The sequence below is a fragment of the Kineococcus auxinigenes genome (assembly GCF_050871525.1).
Lineage (GTDB): Bacteria > Actinomycetota > Actinomycetes > Actinomycetales > Kineococcaceae > Kineococcus.
On record NZ_JBKBCT010000044.1, the window covers coordinates 1 to 23,837 of the forward strand.

General features: G+C 76.4%; 27 protein-coding genes. 10 read left to right on the forward strand and 17 right to left on the reverse strand.

The genetic code is table 11. The features are described from left to right. Positions 1 to 33: 33 nt before the first annotated feature. From ACRYR9_RS12775 to cysS, 4 genes are all read right to left on the reverse strand, one after another. Positions 34 to 897, reverse strand: coding sequence for a phosphatidylinositol-specific phospholipase C/glycerophosphodiester phosphodiesterase family protein (locus ACRYR9_RS12775; RefSeq protein ID WP_432495232.1), 864 nt, complete (start codon positions 895 to 897; stop codon positions 34 to 36). A gap of 245 nt (positions 898 to 1,142) precedes the next feature. Next, positions 1,143 to 1,955, reverse strand: coding sequence for a DUF559 domain-containing protein (locus ACRYR9_RS12780; protein WP_432495153.1), 813 nt, complete (start codon positions 1,953 to 1,955; stop codon positions 1,143 to 1,145). Positions 1,956 to 2,185: 230 nt separating this feature from the next. Next, positions 2,186 to 3,157, reverse strand: a complete 972-nt coding sequence (gene rlmB / locus ACRYR9_RS12785; RefSeq protein ID WP_432495155.1) for a 23S rRNA (guanosine(2251)-2'-O)-methyltransferase RlmB — start codon at positions 3,155 to 3,157, stop codon at positions 2,186 to 2,188. Continuing rightward, on the reverse strand, positions 3,157 to 4,575 hold the full coding sequence (gene cysS, locus ACRYR9_RS12790) for a cysteine--tRNA ligase (protein ID WP_432495157.1): 1,419 nt from the start codon (positions 4,573 to 4,575) through the stop codon (positions 3,157 to 3,159). Before cysS ends, rlmB begins: the two co-directional genes overlap by 1 nt. Positions 4,576 to 4,655: 80 nt before the next feature. Between cysS and ACRYR9_RS12795 the strand changes: the two genes are divergently transcribed. Genes ACRYR9_RS12795 through ACRYR9_RS12805 form a run of 3 tightly spaced genes read left to right on the forward strand, consistent with a single transcriptional unit; the run spans position 4,656 to position 7,678 of the window. Continuing rightward, on the forward strand, positions 4,656 to 5,771 hold the full coding sequence (locus tag ACRYR9_RS12795; RefSeq protein ID WP_432495159.1) for an S-(hydroxymethyl)mycothiol dehydrogenase: 1,116 nt from the start codon (positions 4,656 to 4,658) through the stop codon (positions 5,769 to 5,771). After that, positions 5,768 to 6,421 (forward strand): MBL fold metallo-hydrolase, encoded by a 654-nt coding sequence (locus ACRYR9_RS12800; RefSeq protein ID WP_432495161.1) that lies wholly within the window; start codon positions 5,768 to 5,770, stop codon positions 6,419 to 6,421. The genes ACRYR9_RS12795 and ACRYR9_RS12800 overlap by 4 nt, the downstream gene beginning before the upstream one ends. A gap of 48 nt (positions 6,422 to 6,469) precedes the next feature. Then, positions 6,470 to 7,678 (forward strand): AI-2E family transporter, encoded by a 1,209-nt coding sequence (locus tag ACRYR9_RS12805; RefSeq protein ID WP_432495163.1) that lies wholly within the window; start codon positions 6,470 to 6,472, stop codon positions 7,676 to 7,678. Between the two features lie 75 nt (positions 7,679 to 7,753). Here ACRYR9_RS12805 and ispF read toward each other — a convergent pair whose 3' ends face one another. The 3 genes from ispF to ACRYR9_RS12820 are packed head-to-tail and all read right to left on the reverse strand — an operon-like array spanning position 7,754 to position 9,434. After that, positions 7,754 to 8,275: a 2-C-methyl-D-erythritol 2,4-cyclodiphosphate synthase gene (gene ispF, locus ACRYR9_RS12810; protein WP_432495165.1), complete on the reverse strand. Its 522-nt coding sequence runs from the start codon at positions 8,273 to 8,275 to the stop codon at positions 7,754 to 7,756. Continuing rightward, the gene (gene ispD, locus ACRYR9_RS12815; protein WP_432495234.1) at positions 8,272 to 8,955 is read right to left on the reverse strand and encodes a 2-C-methyl-D-erythritol 4-phosphate cytidylyltransferase; all 684 of its coding nucleotides are present in this window, start codon (positions 8,953 to 8,955) and stop codon (positions 8,272 to 8,274) included. Before ispD ends, ispF begins: the two co-directional genes overlap by 4 nt. Further along, positions 8,952 to 9,434, reverse strand: a complete 483-nt coding sequence (locus ACRYR9_RS12820) for a CarD family transcriptional regulator (RefSeq protein ID WP_167581000.1) — start codon at positions 9,432 to 9,434, stop codon at positions 8,952 to 8,954. The genes ispD and ACRYR9_RS12820 overlap by 4 nt, the downstream gene beginning before the upstream one ends. 282 nt (positions 9,435 to 9,716) lie before the next feature. Here ACRYR9_RS12820 and ACRYR9_RS12825 point away from each other — a divergent pair, with 282 nt between their 5' ends. Then, entirely contained in the window at positions 9,717 to 10,367 is a 651-nt protein-coding gene (locus ACRYR9_RS12825; protein WP_432495168.1) for a hypothetical protein, read from the forward strand. A gap of 58 nt (positions 10,368 to 10,425) precedes the next feature. Here the strand turns inward: ACRYR9_RS12825 and ACRYR9_RS12830 are convergent, their stop codons facing one another. Next, entirely contained in the window at positions 10,426 to 11,106 is a 681-nt protein-coding gene (locus tag ACRYR9_RS12830) for a winged helix-turn-helix domain-containing protein (RefSeq protein WP_166610668.1), read from the reverse strand. Beyond that, positions 11,103 to 12,395 carry a sensor histidine kinase gene (locus tag ACRYR9_RS12835; protein ID WP_432495170.1) on the reverse strand — a complete coding sequence of 431 codons (1,293 nt, stop codon included), beginning with the start codon at positions 12,393 to 12,395 and terminating at the stop codon, positions 11,103 to 11,105. Before ACRYR9_RS12835 ends, ACRYR9_RS12830 begins: the two co-directional genes overlap by 4 nt. A gap of 179 nt (positions 12,396 to 12,574) precedes the next feature. Between ACRYR9_RS12835 and phoU the strand changes: the two genes are divergently transcribed. Both phoU and ACRYR9_RS12845 read left to right on the forward strand, forming a co-directional pair. Next, the gene (phoU, locus tag ACRYR9_RS12840; RefSeq protein ID WP_432495172.1) at positions 12,575 to 13,249 is read left to right on the forward strand and encodes a phosphate signaling complex protein PhoU; all 675 of its coding nucleotides are present in this window, start codon (positions 12,575 to 12,577) and stop codon (positions 13,247 to 13,249) included. 56 nt (positions 13,250 to 13,305) lie between these two features. Beyond that, a complete protein-coding gene (locus ACRYR9_RS12845) occupies positions 13,306 to 14,001 on the forward strand; it encodes a hypothetical protein (protein WP_432495174.1) in 696 nt (231 codons plus the stop codon). A gap of 9 nt (positions 14,002 to 14,010) precedes the next feature. Here ACRYR9_RS12845 and ACRYR9_RS12850 read toward each other — a convergent pair whose 3' ends face one another. Continuing rightward, on the reverse strand, positions 14,011 to 14,763 hold the full coding sequence (locus tag ACRYR9_RS12850) for a phosphoglyceromutase (protein ID WP_432495176.1): 753 nt from the start codon (positions 14,761 to 14,763) through the stop codon (positions 14,011 to 14,013). A gap of 27 nt (positions 14,764 to 14,790) precedes the next feature. Continuing rightward, positions 14,791 to 16,029, reverse strand: coding sequence for a D-inositol-3-phosphate glycosyltransferase (gene mshA / locus ACRYR9_RS12855; protein ID WP_432495236.1), 1,239 nt, complete (start codon positions 16,027 to 16,029; stop codon positions 14,791 to 14,793). A gap of 106 nt (positions 16,030 to 16,135) precedes the next feature. Here mshA and ACRYR9_RS12860 point away from each other — a divergent pair, with 106 nt between their 5' ends. Together ACRYR9_RS12860 and ACRYR9_RS12865 are read left to right on the forward strand one after the other, a co-directional pair. Beyond that, positions 16,136 to 17,041, forward strand: coding sequence for a class I SAM-dependent methyltransferase (locus tag ACRYR9_RS12860; protein ID WP_432495178.1), 906 nt, complete (start codon positions 16,136 to 16,138; stop codon positions 17,039 to 17,041). Continuing rightward, positions 17,038 to 18,135: a LacI family DNA-binding transcriptional regulator gene (locus tag ACRYR9_RS12865; protein WP_432530395.1), complete on the forward strand. Its 1,098-nt coding sequence runs from the start codon at positions 17,038 to 17,040 to the stop codon at positions 18,133 to 18,135. Before ACRYR9_RS12860 ends, ACRYR9_RS12865 begins: the two co-directional genes overlap by 4 nt. On the opposite strand, the gene dtd is transcribed toward ACRYR9_RS12865, so the two are convergent. Continuing rightward, a complete protein-coding gene (gene dtd / locus ACRYR9_RS12870) occupies positions 18,098 to 18,523 on the reverse strand; it encodes a D-aminoacyl-tRNA deacylase (RefSeq protein WP_432495182.1) in 426 nt (141 codons plus the stop codon). The genes ACRYR9_RS12865 and dtd overlap by 38 nt on opposite strands. A 95-nt stretch (positions 18,524 to 18,618) precedes the next feature. On the opposite strand from dtd, the gene ACRYR9_RS12875 reads away from it, so the two are divergent. After that, positions 18,619 to 18,945 carry a hypothetical protein gene (locus ACRYR9_RS12875; RefSeq protein ID WP_432495184.1) on the forward strand — a complete coding sequence of 109 codons (327 nt, stop codon included), beginning with the start codon at positions 18,619 to 18,621 and terminating at the stop codon, positions 18,943 to 18,945. Here the strand turns inward: ACRYR9_RS12875 and ACRYR9_RS12880 are convergent. Beyond that, positions 18,930 to 19,286, reverse strand: a complete 357-nt coding sequence (locus ACRYR9_RS12880) for a DUF2516 family protein (protein ID WP_432495186.1) — start codon at positions 19,284 to 19,286, stop codon at positions 18,930 to 18,932. The two genes, ACRYR9_RS12875 and ACRYR9_RS12880, sit on opposite strands and share 16 nt — an antisense overlap. 48 nt (positions 19,287 to 19,334) lie before the next feature. Beyond that, positions 19,335 to 20,999, reverse strand: coding sequence for an FUSC family protein (locus ACRYR9_RS12885; protein WP_432495188.1), 1,665 nt, complete (start codon positions 20,997 to 20,999; stop codon positions 19,335 to 19,337). 63 nt (positions 21,000 to 21,062) lie between these two features. Between ACRYR9_RS12885 and ACRYR9_RS12890 the strand changes: the two genes are divergently transcribed. Then, positions 21,063 to 21,578 carry a MarR family winged helix-turn-helix transcriptional regulator gene (locus ACRYR9_RS12890; protein ID WP_432495190.1) on the forward strand — a complete coding sequence of 172 codons (516 nt, stop codon included), beginning with the start codon at positions 21,063 to 21,065 and terminating at the stop codon, positions 21,576 to 21,578. A 15-nt stretch (positions 21,579 to 21,593) separates the two neighbouring features. Here the strand turns inward: ACRYR9_RS12890 and ACRYR9_RS12895 are convergent, their stop codons facing one another. From ACRYR9_RS12895 to ACRYR9_RS12905, 3 genes are all read right to left on the reverse strand, one after another. Then, complete coding sequence (locus tag ACRYR9_RS12895) at positions 21,594 to 22,211, reverse strand: RsiG family protein (protein ID WP_432495192.1); 618 nt, start codon at positions 22,209 to 22,211, stop codon at positions 21,594 to 21,596. Positions 22,212 to 22,278: 67 nt separating this feature from the next. Next, entirely contained in the window at positions 22,279 to 23,397 is a 1,119-nt protein-coding gene (gene ygfZ / locus ACRYR9_RS12900) for a CAF17-like 4Fe-4S cluster assembly/insertion protein YgfZ (RefSeq protein WP_432495194.1), read from the reverse strand. Further along, entirely contained in the window at positions 23,394 to 23,825 is a 432-nt protein-coding gene (locus ACRYR9_RS12905) for a Fur family transcriptional regulator (RefSeq protein WP_432495196.1), read from the reverse strand. The genes ygfZ and ACRYR9_RS12905 overlap by 4 nt, the downstream gene beginning before the upstream one ends. Positions 23,826 to 23,837: the final 12 nt, after the last annotated feature.

Consider the following 23,837-nt stretch of genomic DNA (forward strand, 5'->3'; position numbering starts at 1 on the left):
CGCTCCCCGCCGGGGAGCGCCGCGCGGACGGGCTCAGGCCGCCGCCTGCTCCGCCTGCACCGCCAGCAGGAAGTCGCGCAGCGCCGCGAGGTCGTCGGTGTTGATCTGGTCGACGTGGGCGGCGACCAGTTCGCGCCACACCGCCTCGCGCTCGGGGCCGGGGGTGTCCGGCGTCGCCCAGAAACGCACCTCGCGGCCGGCCAGGTGCGCCGCCTCGACGAAGTCGTGCAGCCGGGCCCGCTCGGCCTCCGGCATCTCGCCCACGCCCTGCCAGGTGAACAGGTTGTTCCAGTTGTCGCTGACCAGGGGCATGAAGTCGGGGTCCGCACCGCTGGCCAGGTCGCCGGAGCGGCCGTCGTAACCGGCGTGGCGCACCTGCTGGCGAGCCATGAGGTCCACCGGCCGGTTGCCGGAGACGACGGCGCTGACCGCGCCGTCCTGACCGTCGTAGCCGTCCGCGGTCAGCTCGTACGTGGTGAACAGACCCGCGTCGCGACCGTCGTACTCGGCCAGGACCGCGTCCAGGGCGGCGTACGTGGCGACCGCGTCGCTCTTGATGTCGACGAGGAGCTGGACCTGCTCGCCGTCGCCGTACACGCTGCCGCCGTTCTGGGCGACGATCCCGGCCAGCGGGTCCAGGTAGAGCGAGCGCAGGGTGCGGGTCGGGTCGAGGTCCCAGGAGTCGTGGGCGACGAGCAGTTCGCCGTCCACCAGGTAGACGTCGGCCTCGACGCTGGTGAAACCGTGGTCCAGGGCGTCCAGCAGGGGGCGCTCGTGCTCGTAGTCGTTGTGGGCGTGGGCCTGCGGCAGCGACCGCACGGCCGGTGCGGGAGCGGGGGCCGCGCCGGGGTCGGCGGGCAGCGTGGTGGCACCGGCCGCGGTGGCGGTCAGCGGCAGCAGCACGGCACCGCCGAGGGTGGCGAGCAGGGTGGTGGCGGAACGGCGCACGAGGTTCTCCGTCGTCGGGGGGATCGCGGGGAGCGGACGGACGCGCACGCTACGAGGTGATCACGACGCCCGGGCGAACACCCGGCGACCTCCTCCCGAACACCCCCTCCCCCGCGGAAACCACCCTTTCCGCCCCTGAAAACGCCCATCCGGGGGCGGAAAGGGTGGTTTCCGCCCGGAAGAGGGGCTGGGTGTCAGGCGGTGCGGCTCTGGCGGGCGACGGCACGGCGCACCGCGTCGACGACGGCACCGGGTTCCCTCAACGTCTCAGCGGTGACGTGCACCACCTCCCAACCGGCGTCCCGCAGCGCCCGCAGGCGTCGGCGGTCCCGCTCGAGCTCCTCGCGCAACGCGTGCCACGCACCGTCGTGCTCCACGGCGACCCGGAACTCCTCCAGTGCCAGGTCGACCCTCGCCACGAAGCGGCCAGCGGCGTCGAGCACCTCCACGGCCGGCACGACCTCCAGCCCGGCGTCCCGGCACAGCACCCGCACGCGGGACTCCTGCGGGGACTCGGCCCGAGGATCGCACAGCGCCGCCGCCGCCCGGGCGGGCACGACGTACGGGTCGTGGACGTCCTCCAGCCACTGCCGGAACCGGACCGGGTCCAGCAGGCCGGCTCGCGCCAACCGGTCCAGACCGGCTACCCCGTCGGACTTCGGCGTTCGGGAACACACGTCGAACGCCATGCGCTCCGGGCTCGCGAGGGGCACGCCGTTCCAGGTGCACCGCTGCTCCACGGTGCACGCCTGCCGGACGCGCACCCCGGCAGGCATCGTCCAGCGCCCCGGAGCGGGCAGCAGGACCTCCACCTCGTCCCGCGCACGGGCGAGGGGTACGCCGAGGACAGTGGCCTGCGACCGCCCGGTGACGGCCGCGCCCGGCGGCAGCAGCAGCAGACCCACCGCCTCGACCCGCAGCTCGTGCGTCAGCGGCACGTGGGCCGACGCGTAGACACCGCGGACCACTCGCCGCACCGTCGGACCGCGCAACTGCTTCTCGCTCAAGACGCCGGCCTCCACCGCTTGCCGACCGAGGAAGACGCGAGGCAGCGCAGGTGCGTGGGGCCGTCGGCGCGAGGAGGTCCGTGGGAGCACAGGACCACCGTCCGCGGCAGGGCTGCTCCCCACCGCGGTTCCCGTGTTCCCTGGGGACGTCACCCGCATCCACCACCCTGGGGACCCCGCGCCGCTCCCCCGGCGGAAACCATGGTTTCCGCCGGGAAGCGCGGGAGGGGTCAGCGGTGGCGGGAGACCTCGTAGAGCGCGATGCCCGCGGCGACGCCCGCGTTGAGGGACTCCACCGCAGCGGCCATCGGGATGCTCACCACCTGGTCGCACGTCTCGCGCACCAGGCGGGAGAGCCCGGCACCCTCGGCGCCGACGACCACCACGATCGGGCCGGCGGCCAGTTCCAGCTCGGGCAGCGACACGTCGCCGTCGGCGTCCAGGCCGACGACGAACAGGCCGGCGTCCTTGTACTCCTGCAGGGCGCGCGTCAGGTTCGTCGCGCGCGCCACCGGCACCCGCGCCGCGGCGCCCGCCGACGTCTTCCACGCCGAGGCCGTCATCCCGGCGGCGCGGCGCTCGGGCACCACGACGCCGTGCCCGCCGAACGCGGCGACCGAGCGCACCACCGCGCCGAGGTTGCGCGGGTCCGTCACCCCGTCCAGCGCCACCACCAGCGGCGGACGGCCGGCGTCCGCGGCGCGGTCGAGCAGGTCCTGCGGGTGGGCGTAGTCGTACGGCGGGACCGACGCCGCCACGCCCTGGTGCACCGCGCCCTCGGTGAAGCGGTCCAGGTCGGCGCGGGAGGCCTCCAGCAGCGGGATGCCGCGGTCACCGGCGGCGGCGAGGATCTCCCGGACGCGGTCGTCGGAGTCGATGCGCGCCGCCACGTACAGGCCCGTGATCGGCAGCCGCGCGCGCAGCGCCTCCACGATGGAGTTGCGGCCCGCGATCCACTCGGTCTCCCCGGTCTTCTTCGCGGTGCGCCGCACCGGGGGCCGGCCGCCGGGGCGCGGGTTCGCCGTCGCCGCCCGGTGCGCCGCCTTCGCCGCGCGCGCCGCGGCCGGGTGGTTCGTGCGCTCGGTCGCCTTCGGCGTGGGGCCCTTGCCCTCCAGCGCGCGGCGGTTCTTGCCGCCCGTGCCGACGGTGGGACCCTTCTTGCCCTTGCTGACAGCGCCTCGGCGCTGGGAGTTGCCCGCCACTACTGCTCACCCTCCAACGACCACCGGGCTCCGGTGGCCGTGTCCTCGATCACGATGCCCGCGTCCTTGAGGGAGTCGCGCACCGCGTCGGCGGTCGCGAAGTCTCGCGCGGCGCGGGCGGCCGCGCGCTCCTCCAGCCGGGCGCGCACCAGGACGTCCAGCGCGTCGCGCGCCGCGTCCGAGGTACCCGCCAGGGAGACCCACGGCTCGCTCAGCGGGTCCAGCCCCAGCACCCCCAGGCCTGCGCGCACCCGCTGGTACGCCGCGAGCAGCTGCTCGTCGGAGCCGTCGGCCAGCGCCTGGTTGCCGCGCCGCGCCGCCTCGTGCAGCGACGCCAGCGCCGCCGGGGTGGCCAGGTCGTCGTCCATCGCGGCCGCGAACTCCGGCGCCACCTCCCCGGCCGGGGCGCCCGGACCCAGGCGCTCGGCGGCGCGGTGCACGAACCCCTCCAGGCGCGAGTACGCCGCCTCCGCCTCGACCAGCGAGGTGGCGGAGTGCTCCAGCGCCGTGCGGTAGTGCGCGGAGACCAGGTAGTAGCGCAGCACCACCGCGCGGTGCTCCCGCAGCAGGGTGGGGACGCCCAGGACGTTGCCCAGCGACTTGCTCATCTTCTCGCCGGCCATCGTCACGAAGTGGTTGTGCAGCCAGTAGTTCGCGAACCCGTCCCCGGCGGCGCGCGACTGCGCCTGCTCGTTCTCGTGGTGCGGGAAGCGCAGGTCCAGGCCGCCGCCGTGCACGTCGAAGCGCTCACCCAGGTAGCGGCCCGCCATCGCCGAGCACTCCAGGTGCCACCCCGGGCGGCCGCGGCCCCACGGCGTCGCCCACGACGCGCTCACCGGCTCACCGGCCTTGGCGCCCTTCCACAGGGCGAAGTCGCGCGGGTCGCGCTTGCCGCGGGGGTCGGCGTCCGCGGCGGGCTCCATGTCCGCCAGCCGCTGGTGGGTGAGGCTGCCGTACTCCGGCCAGGAGCGGACGTCGAAGTAGACGTCGCCGGAGCCGTCGGCGGCGGGGTAGGCGTGGCCGCGCTCGATCAGCCGCTCGATCAGCTCGACCATCTCGGGCACGTGGCCGGTGGCGCGCGGCTCCACGGTGGGCGGCAGCACGCCGAGGGCGTCGTAGGCGGCGGAGAACTCCCGCTCGAAGCGGGCCGCGTGCGCCCACCACTCGACCCCGGCCTCGGCGGCCTTGGCGAGGATCTTGTCGTCGATGTCGGTGACGTTGCGCACCAGCGTCACCTCGTGGCCCGTCGCCGTCAGCCAGCGGCGCAGCACGTCGAAGGCGACCTGCGCGCGCACGTGCCCCAGGTGCGGGGACCCCTGCGGCGTGGCGCCGCAGACGTAGACGCCGACCCGCCCGGGCTGCAGGGGGACGAAGTCGCGCACCGCGCCGGCGGCGCTGTCGTGGAGGCGCAGGGTCACCCCGCCAGGCTACCGGCCGGCCGCGGCTCTCCCGGCCGCTCGCCGGGCCCGGCCCGGCGGTGCTCGACTAGGGTCGGCCCATGGCCTGGACAGTTCCCGCGATCATCTCCCGCAGCAAGGGCGCAGCCGTCGAGACGGCGGACGTCGTGGTGCCCGAGCCGGTCGCCGGTGAGGTCGTCGTCGACGTCGCCGCGTGCGGGGTGTGCCACACCGACCTGCACTACCGCGAGGGCGGCATCAACGACGACTTCCCCTTCATGCTGGGCCACGAGGCCGCCGGCACCGTCGCCGCGATCGGTGAGGGCGTCACGAACGTCGCGGTCGGCGACGACGTGGTGCTGAACTGGCGGGCGGTGTGCGGGCAGTGCCGCGCCTGCAAGCGCGGGCGGCCGCAGTACTGCTTCGACACGCACAACGCCACGCAGTCGATGACCCTGACCGACGGCACCCCGCTGACCCCCGCGCTGGGCATCGGCGCGTTCGCGCCCAAGACGCTGGTGGCGGCCGGGCAGGCCACCCGGATCGACACCTCCGTGCTCGGCGGCTCCTGGGACCCGGCGGTGGCCGGGCTGCTCGGCTGCGGGGTGATGGCCGGCCTCGGCGCCGCGGTGAACACCGCCCCCGTGCAGCGCGGCGACACCGTCGCCGTGATCGGCTGCGGCGGGGTGGGTGCGGCGGCGGTGGCCGGGGCGGTGCTGGCCGGGGCCCGGCGCATCGTCGCGATCGACATCGACGACAAGAAGCTCGGCTGGGCGAAGCAGCTGGGCGCCACCCACGCGGTCAACTCGCGCGGGCTGGACGAGGACGGCGTCGTCGCCGCCGTGCGGGAGGTCACCGACGGCTTCGGCGCCGACGTCGTCATCGACGCGGTCGGGCGGCCCGAGACGTGGCGGCAGGCGTTCTACGCCCGCGACCTGGCCGGGGTGGTCGTGCTGGTGGGCGTGCCCACGCCCGAGATGCAGCTGCAGGTGCCGCTGCTGGACGTCTTCGGCCGCGGCGGGGCGCTGAAGTCCTCCTGGTACGGCGACTGCCTGCCCGAGCGGGACTTCCCCGCGCTGCTGGAGCTGCACGCGAACGGCCGCCTGCCGCTGGACGCGTTCGTCACCGAGCGCATCGGGCTGGGCGACGTGGAGGAGGCCTTCGCGACCATGAAGAGCGGCGACGTGCTGCGCTCCGTGGTGGTGATGGACCGGTGAGCGCCCGCGTCGAGCACCTGGTCACCTCCGGCACCTTCAGCCTGGACGGGCAGACCTTCGACGTCGACAACAACGTCTGGCTGATCGGCGACGACGACGAGGTCGTCGTCCTGGACGCCCCCCACGACGTCGACGCCATCGCCGCCGCGATCGGGGACCGTCGCCTGCTGGCCGTGGTGTGCACCCACGCCCACGACGACCACGTGCGCCGCGCCCCGGAGCTGGCCGAGCGCTTCAGCACCGAGCAGCACCGCGTCCCGGTGCTGCTGCACCCCGCCGACCGGCAGGTGTGGGAGCTGACCCACCCCGCCGACGCACCCGGGACGGCGACCACCGACCTGGTGCACGGCGAGGTCGTCAGCGTGGCCGGCACCGAGCTGCACGTGCTGCACACCCCCGGGCACACCCCCGGCTCCGTCAGCGTCTACGCCCCCTCCCTGGGCACGGTGCTCACCGGCGACACCCTCTTCGCCGGCGGGCCCGGCGCCACCGGGCGCTCCTTCTCCGACTTCGCCACGATCGTCGACTCCATCCGCGGCGTGCTGCTGGAGCTGCCCCCGGACACGCGGGTGCTGACCGGCCACGGCGCCAGCACCACCATCGGCGACGAGGCTCCCCACCTGGACGAGTGGATCGCCCGAGGTCACTGACGCGGCACGACGAGTGGCGGTGCTCGCAGGGCCTGGCAGCATCGCCCCGTGAGCGATCCAACGGGCTCGACCCGCACCGTGAACGTCGTCGAACGCGGCATCGCCGAGGCCGCGAAGTGGGCGCTGCGCCTGCTGGTCCTCGGCATCGGCGTCGCCGGTCTGCTGTGGCTGCTCGGCAAGGGGTGGTCGCTGCTGCTGCCGCTGCTGCTCGCAGTGCTGCTCAGCGCGATCCTGTGGCCCCTGACGCAGGTGCTGCGCGCCGTGCTCCCCCGCGCGATCGCCGCCCTGCTCTCGATCCTCATCCTGATCGCGCTCGTCACCGGCATCTTCGCCGCCCTGATCCCCAGCGTGGCGGGCCAGGCCGGGCAGGTCGCCGACTCCGCCGTCGCCGGCATCCAGCAGGTGCAGGACTGGATCAACGGCCCGCCGCTGAACCTCGGCGACGAGGAGGTCGGCGACCTCGTCAACCAGGGTCTGCAGGAGCTGCAGAGCAACGCGCAGAACATCGCCCTCAGCGTCGTCGGCGGTGTCGGCACCGTCGGCGCCAGCATCGGCTCCGGCGTGATCACGTTCCTGCTGGTGCTGGTCCTGACCTTCTTCTGCCTCTCCGACGGCGACCGGCTGCTGCCGTGGTCGCGCCGCTGGCTCGACGCGAACACCCACCACCACGCCACCGAGCTCGGCACCCGGATCTGGGCGACGATCCGCGGCTACATCCTCTCCCAGGCCGCCGTGGCGTTCGTGGACGCGTTCTTCATCGGCATCGGCCTGTGGATCATCGGCGTGCCGTTCGCCCTGCCGCTGGCCGTGACGATCTTCTTCGCGGCGTTCATCCCCATCGTCGGGGCCGTCGTGACCGGCGTGCTGGCGACGCTGGTCGCGCTCGTCACCCTCGGCTGGGTGCAGGCGCTCATCGTGCTGGGCATCGTGCTGCTGGTGCAGCAGCTCGAGGGCAACGTCCTGCAGCCGCTGCTGGTGGGCAAGACCCTCGCCCTGCACCCCGCGGTGGTCATCGGTGCGGTGACCATCGGCGGCACGCTGTTCGGCATCATCGGCGCGTTCCTCGCCGTGCCCGTCGCCGCGATCATCACGGTGGTGCTGCGCTACGTGCACCACGTGCTCCTGCCGGACGAGCCGGAGAACCCCGCGGAGGAGCACAAGGCGAAGAAGAACCCCCTGCGCCGGGACCCCGCCGCCGCCGAGGGGCAGCCGGCCGCCGCCGCCGCGGAAGGCGCCCACCAGCACGAGCGCTCCTGAGCGGACGCGTCGAGGCCCCCGCCGCAGGTCCGCGGCGGGGGCCTCGACGCGGGGGGGGGTGGGAAGCCGCCGCGTTCAGACGGGCACGACGAGCGCGGTCGCGACGGCGGCGATGCCCTCACCGCGCCCGGTCAGGCCCAACCCGTCGGTCGTGGTGCCGGACACGCTGACCGGCGCACCGCACGCCGCGGACAGCGCGGCCTCCGCCTCCGCGCGGCGCGTGCCGATCTTCGGGCGCTGGCCCACCACCTGCACGGAGACGTTGCCGATCTCGTAGCCGGCGGCCCGCACCAGGCGGGCCGCCTCGGCGAGCAGCCGGGCCCCGGAGGCGCCGGCCCACTCCGGGCGCCCGGTGCCGAAGTGCGCACCGAGGTCGCCCAGGCCGCTCGCGGCGAAGAGGGCGTCGGCGCAGGCGTGCGCGGCCACGTCGCCGTCGGAGTGCCCCTCGGGGCCGAGCGGCTCGTCCGGCCACAGCAGCCCCGCCACCCGGCACTCCCGGCCGGGCGCCAGCGGGTGCACGTCCACCCCGGTGCCCACGCGGGGCCAGCCGTCGCGCCGGGTGCCGTGGCGCCCGGTCTCGTCCAGCTCGGTGCTCACGCTCGTCCTCCGCTCAGCAGCGCCTCGGCCAGGACGAGGTCGACGGGCCGGGTCACCTTGAAGGCGGCGTCCTCGCCCGCCACGGTGACCACCTCGTGCCCCAGGGCCTCGAGCATCCCCGCGTCGTCGGTCGCGGGAGGTGCCGCCGCGGCGGCCTCGTGAGCGGCGCGCAGGGGGGCGCAGGAGAAGCCCTGCGGGGTCTGGACGGCCACGAGCTCGCGGCGGTCGACGGTCTCGACGACACGGCCGTCCACCACGCGCTTGACGGTGTCGGAGACGGCCAGCGCAGGCACCACCGCCACGGCACCGCCGCGCACGGCCGCCACGACGTCGCGGAACACCGACGGCGGGGTCAGGCAGCGGGCGGCGTCGTGCACGAGGACGACGTCGACGCCGGAGGGCAGGACCGCGAGCCCGCGGCGCACGGAGTCCTGACGTTCGGCACCACCGGCGACGACCCGCAGGTCCGCGAGGTCCAGCGGTGCGAGCAGTTCCCGCACGCGCTGCTCCTCGCCCTCCGGCGCGACCACCACCACGACGTCGACGACACCGGAGGCTGCTGCACGCCGCAGGGCGTGCAGCAGCAGGGGTTCTCCCGCCAGGGGGACGAGGGCCTTGGGCACCCCCGCCCCCAGGCGTTCGCCCCGGCCGGCGGCCGGGACGACGAGCGCGCAGCTCAGGAGGCCAGGACCTCGTCGAGGAGGGACTCGGCCTTGTCCTCGTTCGTGTTCTCCGCCAGGGCCAGCTCGGAGACGAGGATCTGGCGCGCCTTCGCCAGCATCCGCTTCTCCCCCGCGGACAGGCCGCGGTCCTGGTCCCGTCGCCAGAGGTCGCGGACGACCTCGGCCACCTTGATGACGTCGCCGGAGGCGAGCTTCTCGAGGTTCGCCTTGTAGCGGCGCGACCAGTTGGTCGGCTCCTCGGCGTAGGCCGTGCGCAGGACCGAGAACACCCGGTCCAGGCCCTCGCGGCCGACCACGTCGCGGACGCCGACGAGGTCGACGTTCTCGGCGGGGACCTCGATGGTCAGGTCGCCCTGGGCGACCTTGAGGACGAGGTACAGCTTCTCCTCGCCCTTGATGGTGCGGGTCTTGATCTCCTCGATCAGTGCGGCCCCGTGATGGGGGTAGACGACCGTTTCGCCGACCGTGAAAGCCATAGAAAGTGACCCCTTTCCCTAGCTCCACCTTACCACGCCGAGCGAGGTCCGAACACCCCCCGTGACCGCGTTTGCGCAGGTCAGAGGCTCGCCCGGGCCTCCAGCGGCCCTTGACACGAAAGGATCGGCGTGCTTCACGCGCGCACGCACGCACGCCGGGAGCACCGCCCCGGCACCGCCGCGCACCGGGCCCGGGCCGGCCGGACCGGGCGGCGGGACGAGGACACCCCGACGACCCCCGGCACCCGGGTGCGCGGCTACGACTGCCGGTAGTCTGCAGGGGTGAAGCTCCGCCAGCGCTCCGCCGTCGCCCTCGTCACCGTCGCGAGCACCCTGGGTGTCGCGGGGTGCTCGACCTTCTCCCCCGCGGTCGTCCTGCGGCCCTACGACCCCAGCGACGGCAAGAACGCCAGCGTGGCCGACGTGCAGGTGCGCAACGCCCTCGTCGTCGCGAGCGCCCTGGACGAGCCCGGCGTGGTGTCGGTGACCCTGGTGAACTCCTCCCTCGAGGAGGCCTCGGTGACGGTGTCCGCCGACGTGGAGGCCGCCGGCCTGGACGCGGACCAGGCGCCGTCCCAGACCTTCGTGATCCCCGCGGGGCAGGTCGTGCAGATCGGCGCACCGGCCGCCGTCGCGACCGCCTCGGCCGCGGCCACCCCCGACGGCCCCGACGAGCAGCAGCCCGCCTGGATGCAGATCCCCCAGGTGCCCGTCCACGCCGGCGAGACCCTTCCCCTGACGTTCCAGGCCGCCGGGGAGACCATCGAGGTCGAGGCGCCCGTCCTGCTGCCGTGCTTCGCGTACGCCCCGCTGACCCCCACCGCAGCGCCGAACCCCGGCACGGAGACCGACGCCGCCGAGGAGGTCGAGTGCGGGCCCGAGCTCGGCGAGGAGGGCCTCATCGGCCAGGGCGGCGAGGGCGCCGCGCACTGAGCCCTGCGCGGCGCGGGCCGGCCGGCGCCGCGGGCCGGGCGACCCGGCCCGCGGACGCTCAGCCCTCGAACTTGTACCCCAGGCCCCGCACGGTCACCAGGTGCCGCGGGTTGGAGGGGTCCGGCTCGATCTTCGCGCGCAGCCGCTTGACGTGGACGTCGAGCGTCTTGGTGTCGCCCACGTAGTCCGAGCCCCACACCCGGTCGATGAGCTGCACCCGGGTCAGCACCCGCCCGGCGTTGCGCAGCAGCATCTCCAGCAGCTCGAACTCCTTCAGCGGCAGGGGCACCTGCTCGCCGCGCACCGTGACCACGTGGCGGTCCACGTCCATCCGCACGCCACCGGCCTCGACCGTGGTCTGCACCAGCTCCTCCGGCTCGGCCCCGCGGCGCAGCACCGCGCGCACCCGGGCCAGCAGCTCCCGGGAGGAGTACGGCTTCGTGACGTAGTCGTCGGCGCCGATCTCCAGGCCCACGACCTTGTCGATCTCGGAGTCCTTGGCCGTCAGCATGATGACCGGCACGCTCGAGCGGGTGCGCAGCTGCCGGCACACCTCGGTCCCCGGGATCCCCGGGAGCATGAGGTCCAGCAGCACCAGGTCGGCGCCGGCCCGGTCGAACTCCTCCAGCGCGGCCGGCCCGGTGTCGCTGACCGCGACGTCGTACCCCTCCCGCCGCAGCAGGTAGGACAACGGGTCGGAGAACGACTCCTCGTCCTCGACCACCAGGATGCGCGTCACGGTCGAACCTCCAGGGGTGAATCCTCCGGGGACTGCCCCGGGGGTCGTCGGGAAGGACCCGCGGGGCCGCGAGGCGCCCGCCGCGGGAGATCGGGGGGTGCGGCACCGGCGGGCTCGGGCGGTTCGTCCACCACGGGCCGCGGCGCCTCCGGCAGCCGCAGCGTGAAGGTCGACCCCTCCCCCTCGACGCTCCACACGCGCACCTCGCCGCCGTGCTTGCCGGCGACGTGCTTGACGATCGAGAGCCCCAGGCCCGTGCCCCCGGTCAGCCGCGAGCGGGCCGGGTCGACGCGGTAGAAGCGCTCGAAGATGCGGTCCAGGTCGGCCGGGCTGATGCCCACGCCGCGGTCGGAGACCGCGATGTCCACGGCCGCGCTCACGGCGGCCTCGTCGCCCTGCGGCGGCCGGACGCGACGCACCTCGACCACGACCCGGCTGCGCTCCGGGGAGTAGGCCAGCGCGTTGTGCACCAGGTTGCGCAGGGCGGTCACCAGCAGCTCCCGGTCCCCCTTGACCAGCACACCGCGCTCACCGGCGACCACGACCTCCGACTCGCGCTGCTGCGCGACCGAGACGCTGCGGTCGGCGGCCTCGGCGACGAGCGCGTCCACCTCCAGCACGGTCGCCTCGACGACGTTCTCCGCCGCCTGCAGGCGCGAGAGGTCGATGATCTCCTGCACCAGCTGGGTCAGCCGCTTGGACTCCCGGCGCATCCGGCGGGCGAAGTGGCGCACCGCCTCGGGGTCGTCGGCGGCGTCCTCCACCGCCTCGGACAGCAGCGACAGCGCACCCACCGGCGTCTTCAGCTCGTGGCTGACGTTGGCGACGAAGTCGCGCCGCACGGCCTCCACCCGCCGCGACTCGGTGCGGTCCTCCAGCAGGAGCAGCACGTGGCGCGGCCCCAGCGGCGAGACGCGGGCCAGCACGACCGCCGGCGGACGACCCAGGCCGGGCGCCAGCTCGACCTCCACCTCGCGCACCCGCCCGTCGCGGCGGCAGGCGCGGACCATCTCGCGCAGCTGGGCGTCGGTCAGCTCCCGCCCGGCCACGACACCGGCGGCGTACGAGGCGGCGCTGGCCTTGACGACCTCGTCGGTGGCGTCCAGCACCACCGCGGAGGAGCGCAGCGCCATCAGCACGTCGCTGACCCCGGGCGGCACGCCCGGCTGCTCGACCTGCGGCGCCTCGGGGCGCTGCAGCCGGTCGGAGACGCGGAAGGCGAGCACGCCGGCCGCGCCGGCCAGGACACCGGCGGCAGCGGCGATGCTGCTCGAGATGTCGCCGACCACGTCCCCAGCCTAGGCTTCGCCCCGCCCCCTCCCCGCACAGCGCGGTCACCGCAGCCCCGTGGCGCCAGAAGTTCACACCGGGGGTGGCGTGCGTTCACCCCGGCCTGGGAACCTGGGGCCCAGGTGGACGGAGAAGCACCGGCACCCGCGTCCCGCCCGCAGCCCGAGGAGAATCACCCGTGCGCAACGTCTACCACGACGAACTGGTCCACCTCGTCGACACCCTGGTGGAGATGACGAACCTGGCGCGCTCAGCCATGTCCCGCGCCACCACCGCCCTGCTCGACGCCGACCGCGAGCTCGCCGAGAGCGTGATCACCGCCGACCAGCGGATCGACTCCCTCCAGCAGGACCTCGAGGAGCGCTCGCTGCAGCTGCTGGCGCGCCAGCAGCCGGTGGCGACCGACCTGCGCGTCGTCGTCACCGCACTGCGCATGAGCACCAGCCTGGAGCGCATGGGCGACCTGGCCCGGCACGTCGCCAAGCTGGCCCGGCTGCGCCACCCCGAGCCCGTCGTGCCGCCGGAGTACCGCTCCACCGTGCTGCAGATGGCCCAGGTCGCCGAGCGGATCGTCACCAAGGCCGGCAGCGTGATCGCCTCGCGCGACGTCGAGCTCGCCGCCGAGCTGGAGACGGACGACGACGAGATGGACCGCTTGCACCGCAGCGTTTTCGAGCTGCTGATGTCCCGCAGCGCGGACCAGCCCACCGAGGTGGCGGTCGACCTGACGCTGTGCAGCCGCTACTACGAGCGCTTCGCCGACCACGCCGTCTCCGTGGCCAAGAACGTGACGTTCCTGGTCACGGGTTCGCACAGCGGCCACGAGCCGCACGGCCTCCCGCTCGTCGGCTGAGCCGCACGGCCGCCGTCGCCACGCCGGTCGGCGCACGCCGGTGTAGCGTCGCGCTCGTGGACTCGTGGCGGTGCCGGCCCCGCGCAGCGCGGGCGGTCGTGACCGCGGCGGCCGCGGTGGTGGCGCTGGCCGGCTGCTCCGGCGACGAGGTGCTCACACCGGCTCCCACGACGACGACCGTGGAGCCGACGTCGTCCCCGTCCGGGACCACGAGCACCCCCCGGCAGAGCGAGCCGGCGTTCGACTGCCCGGCGGTGCGCGCCGCGCAGGACGAGCTGGACAGCGCCTTCACCGCGGAGCTGGAACGGCTCGACGTGCCGCGCGGCGACCCCCGGGCGCAGTCGGTGTACGCCCTGGTCACCACCGAGCAGGGGCCGGCGTACTACGCCGCCGTGCTGGCGGCCGCCCCCGACGAGCTGAGCGCGGACGCCCGGCTGGTCCTGGACTACTACCAGCGGCTGGCGCTGGCCGCGGGCGACCTGGACCCCGGCACGGGCTCGGCCGCCGACCTCACGGCAGCGATGGCGGCGCTGGACGACGCCACCGCGGCCGTCGACGGCACCGCCGCGGGCACCGACGTCGTGGCTGCCCAGGAGAGGCTCCAGGGTGCCGTGGAGCGCTCCTGCAGCGGGGACGAGTCCCCGACCGCCACGGGCACCGGCTCCTCGACGACCGGCTCCGCGGCCCCCACGGGCTCGCCGGCCACCTCGGCGGCGCCGGTCACGACGCCGGGCGCCGCGACCGGCGCCTGAGCGCCGGGCTCAGCGCCCCTGGCTGGCGACCGCCGCCGCCGCCGCGGCCGCGGCGTCGGGGTCGAGGTACTCGCCACCGCGCACCACCGGCTGGAGCTCCGCGTCCAGGCGGTACACCAGCGGGATGCCCGTGGGGATGTTCAGCCCGGCGATGTCGGTGTCGGAGATGCCGTCCAGGTGCTTGACCAGCGCGCGCAGCGAGTTGCCGTGCGCGGCGATCAGCACGACCCCGCCCGAGCGCAGGTCCGGGACGACCTGCTCGTGCCAGTACGGCAGCATCCGCCGCACGACGTCGGCCAGGCACTCGGTGCGGGGCATGTCGTCGCCGAGGCCGGCGTAGCGCGGGTCGCCGTCCTGGGAGAACTCCGAGCCCAGCTCGATCTGCGGCGGCGGCACGTCGAAGGAACGCCGCCACAGCATGAACTGCTCCTCGCCGAACTCGGCGAGGGTCTGCTTCTTGTCCTTGCCCTGGAGCGCGCCGTAGTGGCGCTCGTTGAGGCGCCAGGAGCGGCGCACGTCGATCCAGTGCCGTTCGGCGGCGTCCAGCGCCAGGTGGGCGGTGGTGATCGCGCGGCGCAGCAGCGAGGTGTGCACGACGTCCGGCAGCACCCCGGCCTCGGCCATCAGGCGGCCGCCGCGAGCGGCCTCGGTGCGGCCCTTCTCCGACAGGGGCACGTCCACCCAGCCGGTGAACAGGTTCCTGGCGTTCCACTCGCTCTCGCCGTGCCGCAACAGGACGAGGGTGTGCGCCGCTTCGCTCATGCCCGCAACCCTACCGAGGCCCGCCCCTCAGCGGTCCCCCGCCCGGCGTGCGGCCACCGCCGCCCGGTACAGCTCCAGCGTCGCCTCGGCCGTGCGGTCCCAGCCGAACCCCCGCGCCCGCTGCGCGGCCCGCCGGCCCAGCGCCGCGCGCCGGTCGGGGTCGTCGAGCAGGTCGCGCAGGACGTGCGCCCACGCGCCCGGGTCGTGCGAGTCCACCAGCACCCCCGACTCGCCGTCCGCCACGGCGGTGCGCAGCCCGCCCACCGCCGCCGCCGCCACCGGCGTCGCGCACGCCTGGGCCTCCAGGGCCACCAGGCCGAAGGACTCGTTGTGGGAGGGCACCACGACGACGTCGGCGGCGCGGTAGTGCTCGGCGAGCCGGTCGCGCGGCACCGGCGGGCGCACCTGCACCACGTCCTGCAGCCCCCGCGCCTGCACCAGGTCGGTCAGCGCGTGCGGGTGCGCCGTGCCCGAGCCGCTGGGCCCGCCCAGCACGATCACGCGCAGCAGCGGGCGGCGCTGCGGCTGCTCGCGCAGCAGCAGGGCGACGGCCTCCACGAGCACGTCCGGCGCCTTCAGCGGCTGCAGCCTGCCCACGAACAGCAGCACCTGCGCCCCCGGCGGCAGGCCGAGACGGGCGCGCGCCGCCGCGCGGCCCCCGTCGGGCGAGAACGTCACCAGGTCCACGCCCGGGGGGACCACCGCCACCCGGGCGGGGTCGGCGCCGTACAGCTGCACCAGCTCCTCGCGCTCGGCGGGGGTGTTGGCGACCAGGCGGTCGGCGGCCTCCACCACCTGCTCCTCACCGATCACGCGGCCCGCCGGCTCCGGCGCGTCCCCGGACGCCAGGTGCGCGTTCTTCACCTTCGCCATCGTGTGCATGGAGTGCACCAGCGGCACGTCCCAGCGGTCGGCGGCCAGCCACCCCACCTGCCCGGACAGCCAGTAGTGCGAGTGCACGACGTCGTAGTGGCCCTCGGTGCGCCGCGCGCCCGTGCGCAGCATCCCCGCCGTGAACGCGCACAGCTGACCGGGCAGGTCGTCCTTGCCGAGGCCCTCGTAGGGGCCGGCGGCCACGTGCCGCACCGTCACCCCGTCCGCGGCGCGCACCAGCGGCGGCTGCTCCGAGGAGGTGCGCCGGGTGAACACCTCCACCTCGACGCCGCGCAGCGCCAGCTGCCGGGACAGCTCCAGCACGTACACGTTCATGCCGCCGGCGTCGCCGGTGCCCGGCTGCTCCACCGGTGAGGTGTGCACCGACACCATCGCCACCCGCGACACCCCCGCCCCGCTCTGCGCACCCACCGCTCGCCCCCGCCGCCCTCGCTGGTCCTCGTCCGCCCGCACCGCCCCGGGTGGCTACCGTCGGACGGTGCCCCCCTGGAACGGCGACCGCGCCCCGGCGCGGTCCGGCGAGCAGTCTGCCCGGCGCCCCGTGGGGACCGTCACGCGCGGCACCACCGGACCCGACCGCCTGCGGCGCGTGGAGCGGTGGCTGGCCGGCACGCAGGCCCACCGGCTGCGCGGGGCCGACGACCCGCTGGTCGTCGACCTCGGCTACGGCGCGCGCCCCGTGACGGTGACCGACCTGCAGCGCTGGCTGCGCCGGGTGCGTCCCGACGTGCGGGTGGTGGGCCTGGAGGTCTCGCCCGAGCGGGTGGCGGCGGCCCGCGCCGCGCTGGCGGGGGTGGCCGGGGCTCCCGGGTTCGCCGTGGGCGGCTTCGAGCTGGCCGTGCCCGGCGGCGGCGACCCGGTGCTGGTGCGCGCCTTCAACGTGCTGCGCCAGTACGACGAGACCGAGGTGGCCGCCGCCTGGGAGCTGCTGCGCTCGCGCCTGGCACCCGGCGGTCTGCTGGTGGAGGGCACCTGCGACGAGCTGGGGCGGCGCAGCGCCTGGGTGGCCCTGGACGCCGGCGGGCCGCTGTCCCTGACGATCTCGCTGCGGCTGGGCGGGCTGGCGCAGCCGTCCGCCGTGGCCGAGCGGCTGCCCAAGGCGCTCATCCACCGCAACGTGCCCGGCGAGGGCGTGCACGACCTGCTGCGCGCCGCGGACGACGCCTGGGCGCGCGCGGCGCCGGAGGGCACGTTCGGCGCGCGCCAGCGGTGGCTGGCCACCTGCCGCGCGCTGAGCCGGGACTGGCCGGTGCTGGACGGGCCGGCGCGCTGGCGGCTCGGCGAGCTGACCGTGGCGTGGGAGGCGGTGGCGCCCGGTGCCCGGCGCGGTGCCGGTGCACCGGTCGGGCATGATCCTGCGGACGGCAGAGGGCCCCGGAGGTGAGCGTGGACGGACCGCCACCCGGCGGGGCGCGCCCCACGATCCGCGACATCGCGCGGCTGGCGGGGGTGTCCAAGGCGTCGGTCTCCTACGCCCTCAACGACCTGCCAGGCGTGTCGGCGGCCACCCGCCGGCGGGTGCTGGGCGCCGCCCGCGAGCTCGGGTGGCGCCCCAGCGCGGCCGCCCGCTCGCTGTCGAACGCCCGGGCGCACGCCGTGGGGCTGGCCGTGGCGCGCGACGTCCAGCTGCTGGGCGAGGAGCCGTACTACATGCGCCTGGTCGCCGGCATGGAGGGCGTGCTGGCCACCGAGTCGGTGTCGCTGCTGATGACGGTGGTGCCGGACGTGGACGCGGCGGTGGACGTGCTGCGCCGGTGGTGGCAGGAGCGGCGGGTGGACGGCGTGGTGCTCACCGACCTGCTCGTGGACGACCCGCGGCTGGCGCTGGTCACCGGGCTGGGCGTGCCGAGCGTGGTGCGCGGCGGCACGGGCGAGGACCTGCCGGGGATCGCGGAGGGCGCCACCACCGTGGCGGTGTCGGTGGAGGAGGAGCGCGAGCCGATCGCGCAGGTCGTCGGGCACCTGCTGGCGCGCGGTCACCGGCGGCTCGCGCGCGTCAGCGGGCCGCCGCAGTTCCGGCACACCCGCCGCCGGGACCGGGCCTGGCGGGAGGTCACGGCCGCGGCCCTGGGGGTGGCGCAGGAGGTCGTGGCCGCCGACTACACCGCACGGGGGGGCCTGGAGGCGACCCGGGAGCTGCTGGCGCGCCCGCAGCCGCCCACCGCGGTGCTGTACGACAACGACGTGATGGCCGCCACCGTGGTGGCCGAGCGGCGCTCCCTGGGGGTGCGGGTGCCCGGGGACCTGGCCGTGGTGGCCGGGGAGGACTCCATCCTGTGCCGGCTGGCCGGCCCGGCCATCACGGCGCTGCGCCGCGACGTCGTGGCCGACGGGGCGGCGACCGCCCGCCTGCTGCTGGAGCAGCTGGCGGGCCGGGCACCGGGCCCGCTGCACCTCGAGCCGCGCGAGCTGGTCGTGCGGGCGAGCTCGGGCGCGCGCCTCACGCCTCCAGCAGCAGGGTCGTGGGCCCGTCGTTGACCAGCTCGACGGCCATGTCCGCGCCGAAGCGGCCGGTGGCCACGTCCACGCCCTGAGCGCGCAGCGCGTCGGCGACGGCGGTGACCAGGGGCTCGGCGACGTGCGCCGGCGCGGCCGCCGACCAGCTGGGGCGCCGGCCCCTGCGGGTGTCGCCGTAGAGGGTGAACTGGCTGACCAGCAGGACCCCGGCCCCGGTCTCCAGCACGGAGCGCTCCCCGCGCAGCACCCGCAGCTGAGCGATCTTGCGGGCGGTGCGCTCGGCCTGCTCGGGGCCGTCGTCGTGGGTGACCCCCAGCAGGACGAGCAGCCCGGGGCCGTCCAGGGCGCCGACCTGCGCACCGTCGACGGTGACCCGGGCCCGGCTGACGCGCTGCACGACCGCTCTCACGAGGGGCAGCCTGGCGCACCGCCACCCGGGTGGACGAACGGGGTGCGTCCGGTGGACCGGACGCGTCGGACGGGTTTCGCGCCTACCATCGGGCGGTGCTCGACGTCCCCGTGGTCATCCCCCTGACGCTGCTCGCCCTGGGCGTGGGAGTGCTGAGCTGCCTGGTGCGGCCGCGCTGGGACGTCGTTGTGCTGACGGGGCTGCTCAGCGCGGTGTGGGCCCGGGTGAACGGCCCGGTGGAGGGGCGCGTCCTGCACACGTTCAGCCACAGCCGGGGGTTCACCGAGGCGGACGTCGTCTCGGTGCTGGCGCTGCTGGTGGTGGGCTCGGCGCTGCTGCGCTGCGCCCTGCGCAGCGCGCGGCGGTCCACCGGCGGGCGCGAGCGGGGAGCGTCCCCCGCGGGGGCTCACCAGGGGCCGTAGGGCCCCTGGCCGCGGTCGTCGCGGCGCGGACCGCGGCCGCCGCCGAACTGCCGCACGGCCGGGCGCACGTCGGCCATGTACACCGCGGCGGCGACCACGGAGACGATGCCCAGCAGGCCCGGCAGGCCCGCGGCGGAGATGGGCGGCAGGGACACGAAGCCGATGGCCGCGGCGACGGCCAGGATCGCGACCCAGAAGGTCTTGGTGCGCTTGCCGGCGGCGGTGAAGGCGCCGGCGGGGCGGCGCAGGGCGTCGACCAGGGCCCACGCCGTGAGGGCGAACGCCGCGAAGGCGATCACGAGGAGCACGCCGATCTGCACGGTGCCGACGAGGGAGGTCACGCAGGTCCTACGGTCGGCGGCCCCTCCGGGTTCCCCGCGCGGGGGTCCTCAGGCCCCGGCGCCCAGCAGTTCACCCAGGCGGCGGTAGCCGTCCCGCTCGGCCCGCCGCACCCGGTCCGGGTCGACGGCGGCGGCGGAGCCGGCGGCTCCTGCGGCGCGGGCGCCCCAGGAGTCGTCGGCGAGCAGGTCGTGCGCGTCGCGCAGGACGGCCAGGTCGTGCCGCAGCGCCGCGGCGTCGCCGGCCGCGCTGGAGCGGGCGACGGCGTCGAGGGCGCGCTCCACGTGGGGGCGGGCGTGGCGGTTGCGCACGGCGAGGGCGGTGACCACCCCGACGGCGACGCCCAGCAGGGTGTCCAGGGCGCGGTCGCCGGCCAGGCTCTCGAGCGGGGTGGCGCTCGGGCCGAGCCGCGTCAGCAGCAGGGACAGCGCCGTGATGGGCACGGTGCCCAGGGCGTAGTTGCGGGGCATGAGCAGCTCGACCACGAACATGCACGCGACGGTGGTCGCCCACAGCGAGGCGTCGCCGGCGGCGATCGGCACGAGGAGCGCGGCGAGCAGCAGCCCGGCGAGGGTGCCGAGGGCGCGCTGCACGGCGCGGCGGGTGGTGGCGCCCAGCGACGGGGACTGCAGCGCGGCGGCCGCGGCGACCGCGGCCCAGTAGGTGTGGCCCAGGCCCGCCGCGGCGGCGAGCACGGCGCTGGCGGCGCTCGCCACGCCCACGCGCAGGGCGGGCGCGTGCAGGACGGACGCCGGCCGCAGCGCGCCGGCGAGCGCCCGCAGCCGCCCGTCGCCGGCGGTGCCGTGCCCCAGGACCTCCGCGCGCGCGCCCGGGCGGGCGGGCACGGGCGGCAGGGGCCCGCGGCCGCGCAGCGCGGGCAGTGCGGCGCGGGCGGCGTCGACGTCGGCGGCGAGGACCCGCTGCCGGGGCACGGGGACGGGGCCCGCGGTGCGGGCGGGACCGGCGGCCGCGTGCAGCAGGCGCTCGGCGTGCGCGAGCCAGCGGGCGGGGCCGGTGGGGTCGCCCGCCGTGCGGGCGGCGCCGGGGGCCAGCACGTCCCACGCCCGGTGCACGGCGAGGGCGGCGGTGCCGTGCGCGGCGGGGTCGTGCACCGCCGCGAGCACGGCGCCCAGCGCCCGGGCGACGGCGTCGCGCTCGGGACCGTCGGGACGGCGCAGGCCGGGGGCGGCGGACACGCCCGCCGCGAACGCGGCGGAGGCGAGGGCGACGAGCACGACGGCGGGCAGGTCGGCGACGGTGAGGGGGGTGTGCGCGAGGGTGCCGGCGGCGAAGACGGGCATGAGCCCGCCGGGAGGGCCGGTGCGCACGGCGTCGCTGAGGAGCTTGGCCAGCAGGGCCACCACGGCGACGGCGAGCGCGGGCACGACCTCGGCGCCCCAGCCGCCGACCGGCAGGGCCCGCCCGGCCATCCCGGCGAGGGCACCGGTGAGCAGGGCGGCGCTCATGACGGCGCCGGCGGCCGCCTGGGTGCGCCGGCGCCGCGCGTACGGCTCGGCGCGGCCGTACAGGCCGGCCATCGCGCCGAAGGTGGCGGGGGCGGCGAGCAGCGGCGTGCCGGCGGCGAGCACGAGGGCCAGCGGGACCGCGGTCCACACCGCGGCGGCGCAGGCGTCGGCCCACGGGGCGGGGCCGGGTGCCAGGCGTCCCCAGCCGCGCACGGAGCGGGCGAGGTGGGTGAGGGCGGCGGTCGGCACCCCAGTATCTTAACGGGTGTTTCACCAGTGAAGCACCTCGGCTCCGACGGCTATCCTGGGCGGGTGAGCGAGCCCCTCCCCGACCCCCCGGCCGATCCTGCTGCGGACCCGGTCGACCGGGCCCGCGCCGAGTGGGCGGCGGTGCACCCGCAGCTCGACACCAGCCCCATGGCGGTGTCCGGCCGGTTGCGCCTGCTCGCGGCGGCCGTCGGCCGCGCCGCCGACGAGGTCGTGCGCGAGGAGGAGCTGACCCGCGCGGAGTTCGACGTGCTGTGCGCGCTGCGGCGCAGCCGGCGCCCGCTGACGCCGACGGGGGTCAGCGCCGCCACGCTCGCCTCCGGCGCCGCGACGACCAAGCGGCTGGAGCACCTGACGGCCCGCGGCCTGCTCGAGCGCACCCCCGACCCCCGCGACGGCCGGGCCAGCCGCCTGGCCCTGACCCCGGCCGGCACCGCCCTCGTCGACCGGGTGCTGCCCGCGGTGCTGGCCGCCGAGGGCCGCGCCACGGCCGCCCTGGACCCGCGGGCGCAGGAGGTCCTGGCCGGCCACCTGCGCACGCTGCTGGCCGCGCAGGGGTGAGGTGCGCGCCGGGGGTCAGCGCGCGCCGGGCAGCGCGTCCTCCACGGTGGCGACGCCCTCGCGGTAGCGGCGGGTGATCTCGTCGGTGCAGGCGTCCATGGCCTCCTGGACGCGGTGCCGGTCGGCCGACAGCTCCCCCTCCAGCTCCAGCAGCCGTTCGCGGGCCGCGGCGAGCTGGTCGTCGTCCATGGCGCTCAGGTCCGACAGGCGCGGGTCCGCGACGGCGGCCTCGGCACGCCGGCGGTGCTCGCCCACCCGGCTGGGCTGCACGGTGGTGTGCCGGCCCATGCCGTGGTTCGTGCGCCGGGGGTCGGCCAGCACGTCGGTGAGCCGGGCCACGAGCTCGGCGTCGCTGCGGGCGGCCGGCACGTCGGTGCCGCCGTCGACGTCGGAGCGCTGCTGCAGCTCGGCGCCCAGCAGGTCCAGGCGCCCCTGCAGCAGGCGCCGCGCGTAGGAGAGGTCGGCCTCCTCCTGCTCGGCCAGCGAGCGGCGCTCGCGCAGCTCGTCCAGGTCGATGGTCCGCAGGTCCGCCAGGAACTCGGGGGCCAGGACGCGGTCGAGCGCCCGCCGTCCGCCCCGCTGGTACCCGCTGACGTGCTCCTCGTCCATGCCGGCCTCCGCTCCCCGATCCATCTGATCGCTGTGAGCGACCAGCGCGCGACTGCGCGTGCGCGTTTCGAGGATAGGCCCACGACGCCGGTCAGGGGGCGACGACGACCTCCTGCGCGGCGGCCAGCGCTCGCGGGGCGTCCCCGGCGGCGGAACCCGCCAGGGCCAGCAGCGGCGCGTCCACCGGCACCGAGCGCTTGAGGACGGCCAGCGCCACCGGCCCCAGCTCGTGGTGGCGGGCGGCGGTGGTCACGCGCCCCACCGCCCGCTCCGGGCCGCCGGCGAGCACGACGTCGTCGCCGTGCGCGGGAAGGTCGTGCGTGGAGCCGTCCAGGTGCAGCAGCACCAGCCGGCGCGGCGGGCGCCCCAGGTTGTGCACCTTGGCGACGGTCTCCTGCCCGCGGTAGCAGCCCTTGTGCAGGTGCACGGCGGTGCGCAGCCAGTCCAGCTCGTGCGGGATGGAGCGCTCGTCGGTCTCCAGGCCCAGGCGCGGGCGCCACGCCTCCACGCGCAGCGCCTCGCTCGCCCAGGTGCCGGCCGGGCGGCGCCCGGCGGCGCGGGCGGCCAGCTCGCCGCGCGGCACGAGCACCTCGCGCCAGGGCCGCTCGGCGCCCGGGTGCAGGGGGGTGGGCACGGCGGCGTAGCTGGCGGTGTCGGCGGCGCCGCCCTCGTTCGCGGGCACCGCGCCCGGCCACGGGTCCACCCACACGGGCCCGTCCGCCGCGGTGGGCTCGCGGCTGGGCTCGCCGAGCACGGCCCACTCGGCGGTGACGTCCTCGACCTCCACGCGCAGCGCGAAGCGCATCTTCAGCAGCCAGGCGACCAGCGGCTCGCGCTCGCCGGGCTCGACGGTGATCCAGGTGGCGTCCCCGTCGTCCAGCAGGTGCAGGTCGTGCTCGACGCGGCCGGTCGGGGACAGCACGAGGCTCTCGGTGCTGGTGCCCGCGGGCAGCCCCGCCAGCGCCTGGCTGGTGGTGCTGTGCAGCCAGCTGAGCCGGTCGGGGCCGGTCAGGCGCACGACGCCGCGGTGGGACAGGTCCACGACGGCCTCGCCGCGCACGAGGGCGCGCTGCTCGGCCACCGGGTCGCCGTAGTGCCAGGCGACGCCGGCGTCGGGGCCCTCGGCGGCCACCGCGCCGGGCAGGTCCAGCAGCGGCGAGCGCCGGGCGGGGGCGGCCTCGGGCACGGCTGCGGGGGTGGGGGTGCTCACGACGACGCCTCCGTCTGGTCGGTGGGGTGGGCGGCGCGGCAGGCGGCGCAGCGCCCGCGCAGCACCAGGTGGGTCACGTCCGCGGCGAACCCGGTGCGGTGCAGCACGTCGCCGGCCAGGCCGGCGGCCGCCTGCGCGGGCGCCTCGGCCACGCTGCCGCAGCCCTCGCACACCAGGTGCAGGTGCCCGCCGTGCTCGACGGCGTGGAACGACTCCGCGCGCCGCTCCAGCGCCGTGCGCGCGAGCAGTCCCAGCTCCTCCAGCAGGGTCAGTGCCCGGTACACGGTGGAGGCGTCGACGGCGGGAGCGCCGGCCTCGGCGCGCAGGGCGGTGACGACGTCCTCGGGCGTGGCGTGGCCCAGCCGGCGCACGACGGCCAGGACGCGCTCGCGCTGGGGGGTCAGCCGCAGCCCGCGGGTGTGCAGCACCTGGGCCAGCGG

Bases quoted from the DNA above. Each gene is read 5' to 3' on its own strand.
- ACRYR9_RS12795 (WP_432495159.1), top strand. From the start codon at position 4,656: ATGGCCTGGACAGTTCCCGCGATCATCTCCCGCAGCAAGGGCGCAGCC.
- ACRYR9_RS12820 (WP_167581000.1), bottom strand. From the start codon at position 9,434: ATGGCTTTCACGGTCGGCGAAACGGTCGTCTACCCCCATCACGGGGCC.
- ACRYR9_RS12850 (WP_432495176.1), bottom strand. From the start codon at position 14,763: ATGAGCGAAGCGGCGCACACCCTCGTCCTGTTGCGGCACGGCGAGAGC.
- mshA (WP_432495236.1), bottom strand. From the start codon at position 16,029: ATGGTGTCGGTGCACACCTCACCGGTGGAGCAGCCGGGCACCGGCGAC.
- ACRYR9_RS12895 (WP_432495192.1), bottom strand. From the start codon at position 22,211: ATGGATCGGGGAGCGGAGGCCGGCATGGACGAGGAGCACGTCAGCGGG.